The 15,861-nt window shown below is 65.7% G+C and carries 14 protein-coding genes; 5 read left to right on the top strand and 9 right to left on the bottom strand.

Features of this window, described 5'->3' with window-relative positions; all coding sequences use genetic code 11:
* Positions 1-6: 6 nt before the first annotated feature.
* The 3 genes from ABD791_RS18565 to ABD791_RS18555 all read right to left on the bottom strand — a co-directional run bounded on the left by ABD791_RS18565 (position 7) and on the right by ABD791_RS18555 (position 3,404).
* A complete protein-coding gene (locus tag ABD791_RS18565) occupies positions 7-1,371 on the bottom strand; it encodes an extracellular solute-binding protein (protein WP_345069367.1) in 1,365 nt (454 codons plus the stop codon).
* Between the two features lie 87 nt (positions 1,372-1,458).
* Positions 1,459-2,373, bottom strand: a complete 915-nt coding sequence (locus ABD791_RS18560; protein WP_345069366.1) for a carbohydrate ABC transporter permease — start codon at positions 2,371-2,373, stop codon at positions 1,459-1,461.
* Positions 2,374-2,378: 5 nt separating this feature from the next.
* Entirely contained in the window at positions 2,379-3,404 is a 1,026-nt protein-coding gene (locus tag ABD791_RS18555) for a carbohydrate ABC transporter permease (protein WP_345069365.1), read from the bottom strand.
* A 221-nt stretch (positions 3,405-3,625) separates the two neighbouring features.
* Between ABD791_RS18555 and ABD791_RS18550 the strand changes: the two genes are divergently transcribed.
* Positions 3,626-4,633, top strand: a complete 1,008-nt coding sequence (locus tag ABD791_RS18550; protein ID WP_345069364.1) for a LacI family DNA-binding transcriptional regulator — start codon at positions 3,626-3,628, stop codon at positions 4,631-4,633.
* A gap of 697 nt (positions 4,634-5,330) precedes the next feature.
* On the opposite strand, the gene ABD791_RS18545 is transcribed toward ABD791_RS18550, so the two are convergent.
* Positions 5,331-6,074, bottom strand: coding sequence for an NUDIX hydrolase (locus ABD791_RS18545; RefSeq protein ID WP_345069363.1), 744 nt, complete (start codon positions 6,072-6,074; stop codon positions 5,331-5,333).
* A 315-nt stretch (positions 6,075-6,389) separates the two neighbouring features.
* Between ABD791_RS18545 and ABD791_RS18540 the strand changes: the two genes are divergently transcribed.
* A complete protein-coding gene (locus ABD791_RS18540; protein WP_345069410.1) occupies positions 6,390-7,151 on the top strand; it encodes an MBL fold metallo-hydrolase in 762 nt (253 codons plus the stop codon).
* Positions 7,152-7,410: 259 nt separating this feature from the next.
* Here the strand turns inward: ABD791_RS18540 and ABD791_RS18535 are convergent, their stop codons facing one another.
* Positions 7,411-7,782 carry a DoxX family protein gene (locus ABD791_RS18535; protein WP_345069362.1) on the bottom strand — a complete coding sequence of 124 codons (372 nt, stop codon included), beginning with the start codon at positions 7,780-7,782 and terminating at the stop codon, positions 7,411-7,413.
* A 144-nt stretch (positions 7,783-7,926) separates the two neighbouring features.
* Here ABD791_RS18535 and ABD791_RS18530 point away from each other — a divergent pair, with 144 nt between their 5' ends.
* The 3 genes from ABD791_RS18530 to paaK all read left to right on the top strand — a co-directional run bounded on the left by ABD791_RS18530 (position 7,927) and on the right by paaK (position 10,873).
* Positions 7,927-8,733, top strand: a complete 807-nt coding sequence (locus ABD791_RS18530; RefSeq protein WP_345069361.1) for a TetR/AcrR family transcriptional regulator — start codon at positions 7,927-7,929, stop codon at positions 8,731-8,733.
* 283 nt (positions 8,734-9,016) lie between these two features.
* On the top strand, positions 9,017-9,451 hold the full coding sequence (paaI, locus tag ABD791_RS18525; RefSeq protein WP_345069360.1) for a hydroxyphenylacetyl-CoA thioesterase PaaI: 435 nt from the start codon (positions 9,017-9,019) through the stop codon (positions 9,449-9,451).
* A 108-nt stretch (positions 9,452-9,559) separates the two neighbouring features.
* A complete protein-coding gene (gene paaK / locus ABD791_RS18520; RefSeq protein ID WP_345069409.1) occupies positions 9,560-10,873 on the top strand; it encodes a phenylacetate--CoA ligase PaaK in 1,314 nt (437 codons plus the stop codon).
* 20 nt (positions 10,874-10,893) lie between these two features.
* Here paaK and rarD read toward each other — a convergent pair whose 3' ends face one another.
* The 4 genes from rarD to ABD791_RS18500 form a co-directional block, all read right to left on the bottom strand.
* A complete protein-coding gene (gene rarD, locus ABD791_RS18515) occupies positions 10,894-11,808 on the bottom strand; it encodes an EamA family transporter RarD (protein WP_345069359.1) in 915 nt (304 codons plus the stop codon).
* 77 nt (positions 11,809-11,885) lie between these two features.
* Positions 11,886-12,287: a DUF6855 family protein gene (locus ABD791_RS18510; RefSeq protein WP_345069358.1), complete on the bottom strand. Its 402-nt coding sequence runs from the start codon at positions 12,285-12,287 to the stop codon at positions 11,886-11,888.
* A 105-nt stretch (positions 12,288-12,392) separates the two neighbouring features.
* Positions 12,393-13,886: an SDR family oxidoreductase gene (locus tag ABD791_RS18505; RefSeq protein ID WP_345069357.1), complete on the bottom strand. Its 1,494-nt coding sequence runs from the start codon at positions 13,884-13,886 to the stop codon at positions 12,393-12,395.
* 93 nt (positions 13,887-13,979) lie between these two features.
* Complete coding sequence (locus ABD791_RS18500; protein WP_345069356.1) at positions 13,980-15,266, bottom strand: ATP-binding protein; 1,287 nt, start codon at positions 15,264-15,266, stop codon at positions 13,980-13,982.
* Positions 15,267-15,861 lie beyond the last annotated feature (595 nt).

The raw sequence follows: 15,861 nt of genomic DNA, 5'->3' as shown, positions 1-15,861 counted from the left end.
GGACTGCTACTTCGCGAGTGCTTGCTCGACGCGCGCCTGCGCCTCGGTCAACGCGGCGTCGATGTCCTTGTCGTTCAGCCAGGTCGAGGAGATCTGCTCAAGGATTGCGTCTTCGGCGGGCTGCCAGTTCTCGATGTGCGGAACCTGACGCGCGTTGTGCAGAGCGGTTTCGACGTAGTTCGAGCGCTGCACGGCGTTCAGGTAGGCGTCAGACTCGAGCACCGAAACGCGCGGCGACATGTGTCCCGTTGCGATCGACCAGGTGTCGGTGTTGTTGTAGAGGTACTTCGCGAACTCGAGAGCCGCGCGGTACTGCACGACGTTGCCGTCCTTCTGACGCGGGATGACCCAGGTGTGCGAGGCGGCCCAGGTGGCCGGCTCTTCGTAGAGAGTCGGGAAGTCGGCAACCTGGTAGGTGAACGGCGCGGTGTTGGCGTATTCGTTGACGGCCCAGGTGCCGTTCATCAGCATTGCGGCGTCGCCGGCCAAGAACTGCGCCGTTGAACCGGCGTAGTCGACGGTGCGGTCGGCGTAGCCCTCGTCGACCAGCGTGTTGATGAACTCAAGCGCGTTCTTCGCCTCTGGCGTGTCAATGTTGACGGTCTTGCCGTCTTCCGAGATCAGTTCGCCACCCTGCTGGTTGACCAGCATTGAGAACAGGCGGAAGCCCATCGGGTCGTTCGCATAGGCGATCGAGATGAAGAACTTGCCGGTCTTCTCTTTGACGATCTTCGCGTCGGCGAGGAACTCTTCGGCGCTCGTCGGCAGCTTGGGGGTTCCGTCTGCATTGACCAGGCCGGCCTGCGTGAAGAGGTCGACGTTGACGTGAGCCAGGATGGCGTGCAGGTCGAACGGGATGGCGCGGGTCTCGCCGTTCCACTCGACTCCGCCGCGGGCTGCATCGCTCGCGTCGGAGAGGTCGATGCCGAGCGACTCGGTGTCGATCGGGATCACCGAGTTGCGGGCCGCATAGTCGGGAAGTGCGTGAGCGTGCAGGTTCGCGATGTCGGCGGGGTCGCCGCCGGCGAGGCTCGCGTTGAACGCGTCGTAGTACGACGCCCACTCGCTTCCGCCGAGACGTTCGACGGTGATGCCGAACTCGTTCTCCGCGTTGAACTTGTTGGTGAGGATCGTGATGGCCTCACACTCGCTCGTTGCTTTGCTGGTGTCGGTGACACCGTCGGTGGTCTCTTCACAGTCGCCGAACATCCGGGACATCTGAATGGTCGTGCCGTCGAGCTGCTCTGCCGTGACGGCGGCGATGTCTTTCGACAGGTCTCCTGAGCTGGCGGCCCCTGTTGACGCGGAACAGCCCGCGAGCAACAACGACGCCACCGCAAACGACGACGTCGTCATTGCGATCCTCTTCATGCGCATGATGTATCTCCTCTTATGTGATGGGAAAGGTGGCCGTTGGGCCGGGTGGCCGTGCGACCGGGTGGTGCAGCATAGGAGCGACTATTTATCGCCGCTGGTCAGAGCAATTCCGCGAATCAGATGCCGCTGGAAGAGCACGAAGATGATGAGAAGGGGAAGGCTGCCCATGACGCCGCGCGCCATCAGCGAGCCGAGTTCGGTGGCCTGGGCGAAGTTGCCCTGCAGCGAGGCGAGTCCGGTGGTGATCGTGAACATCTCGCGCTTGGTGGCAGAGACCAGCGGCCAGAGGTAGTCGTTCCAGGTCTGCACGAAGGTGAAGATGCCGAGAGCGATCATCGAGGGGCGGGCCAGCGGAAGCATGATCGAGAAGAAGGTGCGCCACGGCCCTGCGCCGTCGATGCGCGCGGCCTCTTCGACCTCATGCGGCACCTTCGAGAAGAACTGCGTCATCAAGAACACGCCGAGTGGGGCGGCGAGCCGGGGCAGAATCAGCGCCGGGTAGCTGTTGTGCAGATCCATGTCGGCGAACATCGTGAAGAGAGGAATGAACATCGCTTCCTTCGGAATCATCAGTCCGGCCAGCACGCTGGCATAGACGAGAACTTTTCCGGGAAAGTCGATCTTGGCGAAGGCGTAGCCGGCCATCGCGCAGAGAAACACGGTGAGAACGGTCGTCACGACCGACACGATGATGCTGTTCAGAAACCACTGGGGCGTCAGCCCGACCTGAAAGACACCGAGAAAGTTCTCGAGCGTCACAGCGGGCGGAATGAGACCGCTCGTCTTGGTGGCCAACATGCTGTTGGGGGTCAACGCGAGTGACACCATCCACAGTGCCGGAATGAGCCAGATGACGCTGGCCACGATCATGAGCACGTGATAGACGACGGATGCCGAGACGCGGCGACCCGGCGCACGGCGCGGGCGGGTGGGCGGGGCCTGGATCGGCCGGCGAGTGCGCTCTGTGGCGCGCTCCGCTGAGGTGAGAAGTGCCATGTCGGTTACCTTTCCCGCCCGAAGACCTTGAATTGCAGAATCGAGACGATGAGCATGAGCGCGAAGAGGAACAGCGAGAGCGCTGAGGCATAGCCCAGCTCCAGGTTGCTGAACCCGGTCTCATAGATGTGCTGAATCATCACCCGGGTCGCGCCGCCTGGCCCGCCGCCGGTCATGATGTTCACCTGACCGAAGACCTGGAATGACGCGATGATCTGGGTGACGGCCACCAACACGAGCACATGCTTCAGCCCGGGAAGGGTGATGTGCCAGAACTTGTGCAGACGCCCGGCGCCGTCAAGCGACGCCGCCTCGTAGAGCGTTTCGTCGATGTCTTGCAGGCCGGCCGAGAACAGCACCAGGTTGAAGCCGACCGTCCACCAGATGGTGGTGATGATGATGCCGGCCATCGCGAAGTTCGGGTCGGACAGCCAGGCGATCTTCCCGATGCCGAAGAGGGCGAGAAACGGCGCGAGAAGTCCGCGGTCCGGAGAGAAGAAGTAGCTCCAGACGAGTGTCACGACCGAGACCGGCAACACATACGGCAAGAAGAAGGCCATCTGGTAGAGGCCGCGACCGCGGCGCTTGCCCTGCAGCGAGAGCGCCATCAGCAGACCGAGGCCGGCGATGATCGGCGTGGAGACAACGGTGAAGAAGAGGGTGTTCTTCAGGGAGACCCAGAAGTTCGGGTCGTTCCACATGCCGCCGTCGCCGGGGTGAAAGCCCATCACGACTGCGAGGAGTGCCCCGCCGATGACCAGGCTCGCGCGTCCCGCCGAGATCGATCGGCGCTGGATCGGCCGAATCAGCAGCCAGACCACACCGGCCAGGATGAGCACCCGCCAGATGACGAGGTTGCCGAGGCTCCAGATCATCTCCGTGCCCCAGAACATCCGCACGTAGTTTTCGAGGCCGATCCACTCACGGGTGTACCCGAGCAGGTCCCAGTCGTGCAGGCTCATGAACGCCGCCTGAAGAAGCGGGTAGAGGATGAAAACGAGGTAGACGATCAGAAAGGGAGCCGTGAACATCAGACCGTGTTTGAGACCGGTCCGGGCCTGTCGAGCACTGCGAGCCACCGTACGGCCTCCTAAATTGCCACGTTGCAAACTGTGAATAGGTTGATTTATTCACATCGGATGCTGCTGTGTCAAATCCGGCGGCGAGGCGTTTTTGCTTCTCGACGGGCTTCGGATGCCGTCAGAAGTCGTTTGTGTACACGCACGGGCGAGAAGTGCGCGACGATATGTAAATGGCCGCCAGTATTCACGATGTAGCACAGCTCGCCGGTGTCTCTCCGCGCACCGTGTCGAATGTCGTCAACGACTTCGTGCACGTCCGTATCGAGACCCGCACACGGGTGCAGGCAGCGATCGACGAACTCGGCTACCGCCCCAATATCAGCGCCCGCCGCCTGCGCCAGGGAAAAACCCGCATCCTCGCCTTCGCGGTGCCCGAGCTCTCCCAGCCCTACTTCTCCGAGCTCAGCGAGCTCATCGAACGGGCGGCTCAGGCCAGCGGATACACGGTCATGGCCGCGCAAACCGGCGGTGTGCGCGAACGCGAGATCGGCATCCTGCGCGACTTCGACTCACATATCGTCGACGGACTGATCCTCAGCCCGATGAGCCTGCAGGCCGCAGATCTGACCGCTCACCGGCCGAACGTTCCCGTGGTTTTGATCGGTGAGCAGATCTCGAGCGAAGGCTTCGTCGATGTCGCGATCGACAATGTGCGGGCGGTGGGTGACATCACGCGCCACCTCATCGAGACCGGCCGCACGCGAATCGCGGCGCTCGGCGCCTACAGTTCTCCGGGATACCGCAGCGCCGACCTCCGCCTCGAGGGCTATCGCAACTCTCTCGCGGCGGCCGGCATGCCGTTCGATCCTGCACTGGTGCTCTACACGGATGTCTACAGCCGGCAGGCCGGGCGCGATGCGGTTCTGCGAGCCGCCCGGCAGGGTCTCGATTTCGACGCTCTGGTCTGCTTTAACGATGTGCTGGCGCTGGGCGCCATCCGCGCATTGGCCGACCTCGGCATCCCGGTTCCCGGCAGGATCGCCGTCACCGGAATCGACGACATCGACGATTCCACCTACTGCGTACCGTCACTCACCACCATCTCCCCCGACAAAGAGGGAATCGCCCAGAGCGCGGTGGCCCGCCTGCTGGAACTGATCGCCACCCCCGACGCGGTGGCGTCAGACATCGAGCACAGTTATCGGCTGATCGTGCGGGAAAGCTCGGCGCCGGCGTAGCCTGCCGCATCCGTCGCGCGGGTCCGGTGCCGTCACGCGGGTCGAATGCCGTCACGCGGGTCGAATGCCGGGCCCGATCGCACCACGCGGGTCGAATGCCGTCACGCGGGTTGGCGCCAACGCGCGCAGCGGCGCGCAACGCGCGCAAGGCGCGCAAGGCGCAGTCCGCCCGCCAACCTCCCTGCCGTGCATCCGTCGCGCGGGTCGAATGCCGCCACGCGGGTCGAATGCCGGGCCCGATCGCACCACGCGGGTTGAATGCCGCCACGCGGGCTGGCGCCAACGCGCGCAGCGGCGCCCAACGCGCGCAAGGCGCAGTCCGCCCGCCAACCTCCCTGCCGTGCATCCGTCACGCGGGTCGGATGCCGCCACGCGGGTCGGATGCCGGGCCCGATCGCACCACGCGGGTCGAATGCCGTCACGCGGGTTGGCGCCAACGCGCGCAGCGGCGCCCAACGCGCGCAAGGCGCAGTCCGCCCGCCAACCTCCCTGCCGTGCATCCGTCACGCGGGTCGGATGCCGTCGCGCGGGCCCGGTGCCGTCGCGCGGGCCCGGTGCCGTCACGCGGGTCGATTGCCGGGCCCGATCGCACCACGCGGGTCGGATGCCGCCACGCCCACTGAACTCAACGGGCGTCACGGTTTTCGACCCGCGCAACGGCGTTTCGGTGGGTTGAGCTTGTCGAGCCTGCGCGAAGTCAGACGGAACGGCTGTAGACCCACGGCAATATGCCGACCTCCAGCCGGTGACGCCCGCCCGTGCTCTCGAGCTGGCCATCCGCAGCATGCGCCCCCGCATGAGCCTCATCCCCGTGCCAGTAGAGCACCATGCCGTTCTCGTTGCTTCCGACCTGCGTCACAAAATTCTGCGTTTCGACCGCGCGCACCGCGGCGAGCGCCGCGTCGACCGAGTCAAACTGCGCCAGGTCGAAAAGGGTCACCCAGGTCGGCGGAACCAGCATGAGTTTCCCCGCTGCATGCCGCTCCAAAGCCAGGGCCGGGCGAATCCAGGTGTGGTCGACGATCTCCTCTGGCGGGATCACGATGTCACCGGCCGGCGCAACCGCCCAGTAGAACCAGGTGCGAAACCGGCGGGGAGCCTCGGCGGGCGGCGTCCAACAGGCGGCGGTGACCAGCGACTCGTTCGCCAGTTCAAGGCCGGTCTCCTCGCGCACCTCGCGCACCGCACTCCGGCGCGCCAGCGTCTCTTCGACGATGTCCGGCGGGTCGCTCTCCAGCCGGTCCTCATCGTCGACTCCACCACCCGGAAACACCCAGGCGCCCGCGAACGAGCCGCGATGATGCGGTCGCTCGAGCAGGAGAACCTCCACGCCGTCAACGCCGTCACGCATCAAAACGACAGTCGCGGCAACGGGATGCTCCGCGTCGGCCGGCAAGCGTGTTGCAGCCGTCGAAGGGGTTGCGTCTGGTTCTCGCTCCATCGTTGCGCCTCAGTCCTCGTCGTCTGTGCAGTCACATGCGCTCGCCGCCACCTGTGCTCGCCGCCACCTGTGCTCGCTGTCCTCCACCCTAACGCTGCCGTGTCTGGCAGCGTTAGGCTGCTCGGCATGCAGAACGACGCCACGGATCACACCTCCGATCGCACCGCGGACCGCACCGCTGACCGCACCTCCGATCGCACCGCGGACCGCACCGCGGACCGCACCTCGGGCCAGGCCTCGGACCCGGCCACGGACCCGGCCTCGGATCAGGCATCAGATCAGGCCCCGGATCAAGCCTCCGATCGTGACCGCGCAATGGAGTCGTCGAGCCTGTTGACCCGCCGCCTCCTCGCGCCGAACCCCGGCCCGATGTCGCTCGACGGCACGAACAGCTACCTCATCGCCGCACCTGGCGCGGCCTCGGTCGTCGTCGTGGATCCCGGCCCTCTCGACGACCTTCATCTGCAGAAGCTCGCTGCCGCCGGTCCGGTCGAGCTGGTGTTGATCACCCACCAGCACCCTGACCACACCGCCGCGAGCGTCACGTTCGCGCAGCTGACTGGTGCCTCCGTGCGCGCGTTCGACCGGGCATTCTGCGTCAACGGCGAGCCACTGCGCGACGGCGAGCTGATCCAGGCGGCCGGCACGCGCATCCGTGTCGTCGCGACCCCGGGTCACACGGCCGATTCGGTGTGCTTTCTTCTGCCCGACGACGGCCCGCACGGCTCGGTGCTCACCGGAGACACCGTGCTTGGCCGCGGCACCACGATCATCGGACACCCCGACGGCACACTCGCCGAATATCTGACCTCGCTCGAAACGCTGCGCGCACTCGGACCGGCCACGGTTCTGCCGGCTCACGGTCCGACGCTGCCCGACCTCTCCGCAATCTGCGACGCCTACCTCGCCCACCGGCGCGAGCGCCTCGACCAGGTGCGGCACGCGTTGGCCGAGCTGGGGCCTGACGCGACGGTCGAGCAGGTCACCGACGTCGTGTACATCGACACGGATGCCTCCGTGCGGTTCGCCGCGGAGGCATCAGTGCGCACACAGCTGGCCTATCTGCGCGGCAGCTAGTTCGCGTCGGCGCTGTAGCTCGACCCGCAGTAGCTCGCCGCGCAGTGGTCCCCGCTGTGTGGTTCGCCGCTCACCACGCCGCGGTCTCGCCACCCGGCATCCCACCCGCCGAACCGTGGCACATGACCGTTTCGCACGCCAAAAATGGTCATGTGCCACAGTTCGCGGGGCACGAGGCCACGAAATTACGAGGTCAAGAGCTCACGAGCTCACGAGCTCACGCTCACGGGGTCACGAACTCGCGAGTTGCGCCCGCTACTTAGAACGCGAAGGCGCCAAACCGACCGATGGCGACGACGAGCATCACGGCGAGAAGCACGATGTTGAAGCCCGCGCCCGAGAATTCCTTGCGGCGCAGATGAAAGACGATGGCGAGAGCCATGATGATCGCGAGGCCGACGGCGGCCACGGGAGTGAGAATGGGCAGGATGCCCGTCGCGGCCGGCAAGATCAGGCCGAGTGCCGCCAGCAATTCGGCGATGCCGATGAAACGCACGGTGGCAGTCGGAAACTCGGTCACCCACGGCAGCTTCGGTGCGAGCTTGTCGATGGGCTGCAACGTCTTCATCGCTCCGGCCATCAGGAACATGGCGGCGAGGAGGGCTTGCAGAATCCACAGGAAGATGGTCATGAGTGACTTTCGATTGGTGCGGACCGAGTGGTCCAGAGGGATTGGGGTGAAAAGACTGCAAGTGGAAAGATGCTTCCGATTGCATCCGCTTGAGGCTAACAGCAAAACCGGAGACCCTATTCCAGTTCTGAGTAGAATTGTTTTATGACTCTCCCTGGGCGTGTTTCAGCGGATGCCCCCGAACCCGGCCTGCGCGTTGATGCCGAGCGCAACCGCCAGAAGGTGCTCGAAGCCGCGCATGCCGTCTTCGCCGAACAAGGGCTCGACGCCTCGATGGCCGAGGTCGCTCGTCGTGCCGGCGTCGGCATCGCGACGCTCTATCGCCGCTTTCCCACCCGCGAGGGCTTGATTGCCGACACCTTCGCCAGCCGAATGACCGCCTACGCCGATGCGGTCGACGTGGCCCTGGCCAACCCCGATCCGTGGGCTGGGTTCTGCTTTTACATCGAACGGGTCTGCGAGATGCAGGCTGCCGACCACGGTTTCACCACTGTGCTCACCACGACATTTCCGACCGCCACGGCGCTTGAAGCCGAGCGAGCCCGTGCATTCCGCGGCTTCACCGCCCTCATCAGTCGGGCCCAGGCCGCCGGCCGCCTGCGCTCCGACTTCTCGGACACCGACCTGATCGTGCTCCTGATGGCCAACGCCGGAGTGATCGGAGCGACCGGCGACGCCGCCCCGAACGCCTGGCGCCGGCTGGTGGCCTACATGTTGCAGGCGTTCAGCGCCGAGAATACGGCGCCGCTGCCGGTGCCGCCGCGCGGGTCTGATCTGCTCGCGGCAATGTCCTGTGCGCCGCCCGCGTGCCCAGCGGCATCCGCACCTGCAGCAGCGCCTACCTCCGCCTCAGCGCCCACCTCCGCCTCCACTTCAATGCCGGCCTCAGCGCCCACCTCCGCCTCCACTTCAATGCCGGCCTCCACCCCTCCCCATTCGACGGAGATTTAACCCGCGACCCCGGCCACTCCCGCGTCGTTCCGCGCCACGCGGCGCGACGCCATCCGTTTGTGCTCAAAATCTCCGTCGAATGGGATTGCGCCTCCCCGAGCCCGAGCCCGAGCGCACCGAGCACACCGAGCGCCCCGAACACGCCGCATGCGCCGCGGCCGGGAGTCACCCCCGAACTACTTACCGATCGTTCAGTTTGGGCTATAGTCGTCTTCACACGGTTGGCGCGCGACAGTGAACCTCCGTGTGAACGCACGACCATCGCACTCATTGAGGAGTCACCATGACGGATGCCGCATCGGCGTTTTCGACAGCCCCCACGCGCACGATGATGGAGCGCGACAAGGCGTCATCCGCCCTCGGCATGGTCGTGCACCGAGACGAGCCGGGCCTCGCCGTCGTGTCGATGCGGGTGCGCGAGGACATGACCAACGGTTTTCAGATCACTCACGGCGGCCTGGTTTTCGCCCTCGCCGACACCGCGTTCGCCATCGCCTGCAACGAAGATGAATCGGTCACCGTTGCCGCAGGGGCCGACATCACCTTTCTCAAGTCGACGCGCGCCGGCCAGACTCTGACCGCGACCGCCGTGCGCCGCACGCGCAGCGGCCGCACCGGACTCTACGACGTGAGTGTCACCGATGAGACCGGCGACGTCGTGGCTGAGTTCCGTGGCCGCAGCCTGACCACCAACCGCACCACCTCCCCGTCCGTCTGATTCTTCGCGCCACCCCTCGCCGGTCTCTCGCCGATCCCTCACCCATTCCTCACCGATTCCTCGCCCCACCCCTCGCCCATTCCTCACCAGGAGGCACCCGTGTCAACGATGACCACCGCCCTGCACGCCCCCTCCCGTGAGGAGCTCGACGCCGAAGAGCGCCTGAGCCGCGCCGAAATTGAGCAGCTGCAACTCGAGCGCCTGCAGCGGACCGTCGCCCACGCCTACGCGAACGTGCCGCTCTACACCGCAAAGTTCGATGCGGCGGGGGTGCATCCGCGTGACATCCGCTCACTCGCAGATGTGACGAGGCTGCCGTTCACGACCAAGGCCGACCTGCGCGAGACCTACCCGTTCGGCATGTTCGCGGTGCCGATGAATGAGGTGGCCCGCATCCACGCCTCCTCCGGCACGACCGGGCGGCCCACGGTCGTCGGCTACACGAAACGCGACCTCGAGAACTGGGCGACGCTCGTGGCTCGGTCGTTGCGGGCCTCCGGCATCCGGGCCGGCATGAAGGTGCACAACGCCTACGGCTACGGTCTGTTCACCGGCGGTCTCGGCGCGCACGCGGGCATCGAGGCGCTCGGAGCCACGGCTATCCCGATGTCGGGCGGGCAGACCGCGCGGCAGGTGCAGCTCATTCACGATTTCGAGCCGGACGCCATCCTCTGCACCCCGAGCTACCTGCTCACGATCGCGGATGCGATGGAGGCCGCCGGCATCGACCCCCGCTCGACCAGCCTGAAGGTGGCGGTGCTCGGTGCCGAACCGTGGACCAACGAGATGCGTCACGAACTCGAACGACGCCTCGACATCGACGCCCTCGACATTTACGGGCTCAGCGAGGTGATGGGTCCCGGCGTCGGCAACGAATGCCTCGAAACCAAGGACGGGCCGCACATCTGGGAAGACCACTTTCTGCCCGAGATCATCGACGGCGACACCGGGGCGTCACTGGCCGACGGGGAGATGGGCGAACTCGTCTTCACCTCGCTGACCAAGCAAGCCTTTCCGGTCATCCGCTACCGCACCCGCGATCTCACCCGGCTGTTGCCGGGCACCGCACGACCCGGCATGCGCCGGATCGAGAAGATCACCGGCCGCAACGACGACATGATCATCCTGCGCGGGGTGAACCTGTTTCCGACGCAGATCGAGGAGATCGTGCTCGGCATCGAGACGCTGACGCCGCATTTCATTCTGGAGCTCACCCGATCGGGCCGAATGGATTCTTTGACGGTGCGCATCGAACGGCACCCCGACCTCAGCGTCGAGGCCTGCCAGGCGGCGACGGTCGTGCTCGCGCAGCGAATCAAGACGCACATCGGCTCGAGTGTCGAGGTGCGACTCGAGGAGCCGGGCGTGCTGCCGCGGAGCGAGGGCAAGCTGCAGCGGGTCTACGACCTCCGCGACCGGTGATCACCTCGTCGGTCAAGCGGTCACTTCCGTCGATATCCACGCGGCCGGTGCACCACGCCCTCCACGCACAGCAGCAGAATCGCCACCGCAATCGCGCCGTAGGTGAGCATTTGCGTGGTTGACACTGTCTCACCGAGCAGCAGCACGGCGACCACGACGAGCAGCACGGGCTCGAGATAAGTGAGCAGCCCGAACAGGCTGAACGACAGCAGCCGACTGGCGGCGAGATAGGCCACGAGGGCGACGCTGCTGACCAGCCCGAGCAGAAGCAAGGGCACGATGAGTTCGGGGTGTTCGACGATGGTCGCCAGCGAGTCCGGCTGCACGGCGAACACCACACTCGGCACGAGCAGGATCGCCAACTCGAACCAGAGCGCGCCGGGGCTGTCGAGGGCGGTGCGCCGACGAATCACGAAGTAGAGCGGGTAGCCGAGCGCGACCACGACCGTTGACCAGGAGATCCCACCACCGCCGAGCAGTGCGGCGCCGACACCGACCGCAGCCGCGGCGACGGCGGCCATGCGCCATCCGGTCAGCCGTTCTCTGTGCAGCAACACCCCGACCAGCACCATCACCAACGGCATCAGAAAATAGCCGAGTGCCACGTCGAGCCCATGGCCGGTGACCGGCGCCCAGCCGAAGAGCCATACCTGTACCCCGAGCAGCCCGGCATTCACCACCTGCACCCCGGCAAGCAGCGGTTTGCGGCGCACCCGCCGCGCGATCGCGCGCACGGCACCCCACTCGCGCATCGCCATCAGCAGCACGGTGAGCAACGGAACCGTGACAATGACCCGCCAGGCGAAGATCGCGGTCGGGCTGAGCGCGCCGAGGTACTCCGGCAGTACATAGAGCGTGGCGAAGAGGGCTGACGCCCCGACCGAGGCGATCACTCCGCGCGAGGTCGACGCCGAGCGGAGGTGTTCAGAATGCATTGAGAGTGCGTGCTCGGTTCTGTGAGGGAGGCGGTGAAACGCGGTGTACGACGGGCAAGCGCGAGCTACAGCGCAGGCTACAGCGCGCGCATGCGGTTGTTGCGGGCGTCGTGCGTGAGCTCAGCCAGCCCCAGCGCCTCGAGCAGCGGCGGCAGGTACATGCCGACCCGGCCGCGGTAGCCCTTGCGGGTGCCGTACCAACCGCCGACGGGGTTGCTCTCCGAGCGGCCCCAGGCCTCGACGGTTCCCTCGGCGGCAGGCTTTTGTTCATCGGCCGAGCCCAGCGCCACCCAATCGCCCTGCTCGCGCAGCCAGGCGGCCAAGTCTTCGATGATGCGCAGCTGGTAGGTGAGTTTCGTCGACCCGACCTGGCAGACCAGCAGCGGCGGATCCGCCTCGGGGTCGGTGAACATGAAATATTCGGATGTTCCTGGCGGGGTGGTCAGCACCCACGGGTCTTCGCGTGTTCCGGTGGCCATCTCGAACTCCTTCGCCTTCTGATCTCGATCTTCTCGTTCTCACCAGCGTAGGCGTCAGGCCGCGAACCCGAGCGGCGACGATCAGAAGTTTCTCTGGCCGACTCCTCAGACCCCGTCGGCGTGCGCGTGCTCTGCCTCGGCCGCCGCAACGATGCGGTTGGCCATTCCGTTGAAAATCACGCCGTGAAACGGAGAAATCCCCCACCAATAGAGGCGCCCACCCAACCCCGACGGAAAGAAGATCGCCCGTTGTGTGTAGATCGCCCCGCCATCGGCCGGAGTGCTCGTCATCTCCAGCCAGGCCTTCCCCGGCAGACGCATTTCGGCCCGCAACCGCAGCAAACGACCGCGCTCCAGACCTTCGACGCGCCAAAAATCGAGCGCGTCACCGGTGTTCAAACGTACGGGGTCGCGGCGGCCTCGACGCAGTCCGACGCCGCCGACGAGCTTGTCGAGCCAGCCGCGAATCGCCCAGGCCAACGGAAACGAGTACCACCCGTTTGCACCGCCGATGCCTTCGATAATGGCCCACAGTTGCTCGGGCGTGGCCGAGGTCGCACGCCGCTTGAGGTCGGTGTAGACGAGGTAGCCCGCCCAGTCTGGGTCGCTCGGCAACGGGTCACTCGGGCTGTCCACCACCGAAGAGTCCACCCAGCTCGTTTGCACCTCCCCCGCCTGCATGCGGGCAAGCGCCAACCGCACGGCCCGTCGATAGCTGCTCAGACCACCCGGTGGAGGCGGGATCAACGTGTCGATGTCGTGTTCTTTGACGACGCAGTCGTTCTGCAGTGACTCGATGATCGGCACGGCAAGACGGCGCGGAATCGGCGTGACGAGATTCACCCATTGCGAGGCCAACCACGGCGTGAGCACCGGAAGCGACGCGATCGGACGCTGCCGCAGCCCCGCCTCCAGGGCGTATCCGTTCATCATCTGTCCGTAGCGCAGCACGTCGGGCCCGCCGATGTCGAAAGCGCGATTCACTCCGCGTGGCAGCTTCACGGCCTCGACGAGATAGTAGAGAACGTCGCGCACAGCGATCGGCTGGATGCGATTGCGCACCCAACGTGGGGCCGGCATATATGGCAGCACATCGGTGAGACTGCGAATCATCTCGAACGACGCCGAACCGGAGCCGATCACCACTCCCGCCTGCAGTACCGCCGTGTCGACGCCCGAGCGCAGCAGGATCTCGCCGACCTGGGCGCGCGAACGGAGGTGGCGACTGAGCGGCGCATCCTCGGGGTGCAGCCCGCCCAAGTAGACGATGCGGGTAGCCCCGGCGGCACGTGCCGCGACCGCCAGATTGCTCGCACCCTGCGCTTCCCTGCGTTCAAACTCCTCACCGCTCGAGGTGCTCTGACCCATCGAGTGCACCAGGTAGTAGAGCGCGGTCACACCGTCGAGGGCGACGGCGAGGCTGTCAGGATCGAGCAGGTCACCGCGCATGACCTCGACCCGCGACGCCCACGGAACGTCCCGGAGTTTCTCGGGCGAACGCACGAGAACACGCACGTCGTAGCCCGCCTCCAGCAGCAGGGGAACGAGTCTCCCGCCGATGTAGCCGGTCGCTCCGGTGACCAAGATCCGTGTGGACATGCCTCACGTTAGTTCGCGGAGGCGACCGCTCACAAGTGCTGCCGGGAGCGAGCAGCCCGGCTCGTGACTCGACTACTCGAGTTTTCGATCCCGCTACAGCCGCGCCAGGGTGTCGATGTCTTCCAAGAACTCCGCAGCCACCTCGGCCGAGACCGTCGTACGCGTCGAAGAGATCGCGGCCACGTAGTCGGCGGTGCTCGGGCCCGATTGAATCGATGCCCCGCCCGCGGTGTAGACGGCGTCTTCGAGGGCGTTCTGCGAGGCCCGGCGCGCCGCATACTCGATGTCCGCCGGCGAGAATCCGCTGCTGGACTCGACCAGCTGATCGAGGTCGACCGCGCCGCGGGTAGATGCGGGAATGTAGCGTTCCCAGATCGACCGGCGGGCGGCGGCATCCGGCAACCCGATCGGGATGACGTAGTCGAACCGACCGTGGCGCAGAAATGCGGAGTCGAGGGCACGGATGAAGTTGGTCGCGCAGATGAGAAGCCGGTCGGGTTGGTCCCGAAACGCGGGAATGATTTTGAGCAGCTCGTTGGTGACGCCCTGCATCGGCGACGGCGGTTCGCCGGAACGATGAGCGGCGATCTCCTCGACCTCGTCAATGAACACGACGGCATGCTCGAGTTCGGAGATCTTGAGGAAGGTCTCGCGGAGCGCACCGGCCAGCCCGCGCGGATCGGCGGCGAGCCGCGACGGGAACACCTCGACGAACGACCACTCGAGTCGAGACGCGATTGCCTTGGCGAAGGTGGTCTTGCCGGTTCCGGGCGGCCCGAACAGCACGACGGCGCGCGGCGGGGCGACCCCGAACTGTTCGGCCAGCTGCGACTTCGCGAGCGGCATGACGAGGCGGCGCTCAAGCAGTTCCTTCTCGGCGGCCATCCCGCCCACGTTGTCCCAGAGGTCGCGCGGGAGCACCCGCCCACCGAGTTCGCCGAGCAACCGCAGCTCCTCGCGTTGCACGGGGATGTGGCGTTCGAAGTAGCGCAGGTTCTGCTTGACCTCGAAGCCGCGACTGAGAAACGCGTCGACGCGCGACTCGGTGTCTGGCATCAACGCCGACAGCTTCGACAGACCGTGCGGGGCCATCTTCGCTTCCAACGCCATCAGCAGCGCTGAGCCGATTCCCTGGCTCTGCCATTCCTCGAGCGTGGCGAGAAACACGATCCAACCCTGTGCGTGAGCGGCTCGACCGACCACTGCCCCGACGACTTTCTCGCCGACCACTGCGACAACCGCGTCATCCTTCTCGCACGAGGCGAGCACCTCACTCAGCCCGTAGACCGGTTCGGTTCCGCTCGCCTTGATCTCTTCCCAGAGCGCAAGAATGCCGTCGAGATCGTCGGGGTGAAAGTCGCGCAGTCGCCAACCAGTCATCGGGTCTCCTCCATTGGGCCGTAGAGGGATGCTACCGGTGGTCGCAGGCGGCCACGGCGCTTCGCGCCATCTCGTTGGTCGAGGAGCGCGACGAAGGAGCGCGCGTCTATTAGGTAGATGGGCCATTTCGTTGATCGAGGAGCGCGCGAGCTTGCGAGCACGCGTCTATTAGGTAAATGACCACTTCGTTGATCGAGGAGCGCGCGAGCTTGCGAGCCCGCGTCTCGAGATCTCGCGAGCCAATCCTTGAACTCGAGTTGCGTTCAAACATTGGCTCACGGGGTCTCGAGACGGCCGCGGGCGGCCTCCTCGACCAACGAAATGGTCAAATTCGTTCACCACAATGCCGCGCAGCGGCCCCACAGCTCGAGACCCGGCGAGCCGATCTCTTGACGTGGGTTGCGTTCAAACATTGGCTCACGCGTCTATTAGGTAAATGACCACTTCGTTGATCGAGGAGCAGCCGACGAAGGAGGCCGCGCCTCGAGATCTCGCGAGCCAATCCTTGAACTCGAGTTGCGTTCAAACATCGGCTCGCGAGGTCTCGAGCTATGGCGCCGCTGCGCGGCATTGTGGGACACGTAAATACCTTGTG

Source organism: Glaciibacter kafniensis (assembly GCF_039538945.1).
Classification (GTDB): domain Bacteria; phylum Actinomycetota; class Actinomycetes; order Actinomycetales; family Microbacteriaceae; genus Cryobacterium; species Cryobacterium kafniensis.
The sequence above is the reverse complement of the archived record's forward strand: the minus strand, read 5'-3'. Positions and strand labels throughout refer to the sequence as shown.

Coding starts and splice junctions, on each gene's coding strand:
- ABD791_RS18565 (WP_345069367.1), bottom strand. CDS start 1,371: ATGAAGAGGATCGCAATGACGACGTCGTCGTTTGCGGTGGCGTCGTTG.
- ABD791_RS18560 (WP_345069366.1), bottom strand. CDS start 2,373: ATGGCACTTCTCACCTCAGCGGAGCGCGCCACAGAGCGCACTCGCCGG.
- ABD791_RS18555 (WP_345069365.1), bottom strand. CDS start 3,404: ATGTTCACGGCTCCCTTTCTGATCGTCTACCTCGTTTTCATCCTCTAC.
- ABD791_RS18550 (WP_345069364.1), top strand. CDS start 3,626: ATGGCCGCCAGTATTCACGATGTAGCACAGCTCGCCGGTGTCTCTCCG.
- ABD791_RS18545 (WP_345069363.1), bottom strand. CDS start 6,074: ATGGAGCGAGAACCAGACGCAACCCCTTCGACGGCTGCAACACGCTTG.
- ABD791_RS18540 (WP_345069410.1), top strand. CDS start 6,390: ATGGAGTCGTCGAGCCTGTTGACCCGCCGCCTCCTCGCGCCGAACCCC.
- ABD791_RS18535 (WP_345069362.1), bottom strand. CDS start 7,782: ATGACCATCTTCCTGTGGATTCTGCAAGCCCTCCTCGCCGCCATGTTC.
- ABD791_RS18530 (WP_345069361.1), top strand. CDS start 7,927: ATGACTCTCCCTGGGCGTGTTTCAGCGGATGCCCCCGAACCCGGCCTG.
- paaI (WP_345069360.1), top strand. CDS start 9,017: ATGACGGATGCCGCATCGGCGTTTTCGACAGCCCCCACGCGCACGATG.
- paaK (WP_345069409.1), top strand. CDS start 9,560: ATGACCACCGCCCTGCACGCCCCCTCCCGTGAGGAGCTCGACGCCGAA.
- rarD (WP_345069359.1), bottom strand. CDS start 11,808: ATGCATTCTGAACACCTCCGCTCGGCGTCGACCTCGCGCGGAGTGATC.
- ABD791_RS18510 (WP_345069358.1), bottom strand. CDS start 12,287: ATGGCCACCGGAACACGCGAAGACCCGTGGGTGCTGACCACCCCGCCA.
- ABD791_RS18505 (WP_345069357.1), bottom strand. CDS start 13,886: ATGTCCACACGGATCTTGGTCACCGGAGCGACCGGCTACATCGGCGGG.
- ABD791_RS18500 (WP_345069356.1), bottom strand. CDS start 15,266: ATGACTGGTTGGCGACTGCGCGACTTTCACCCCGACGATCTCGACGGC.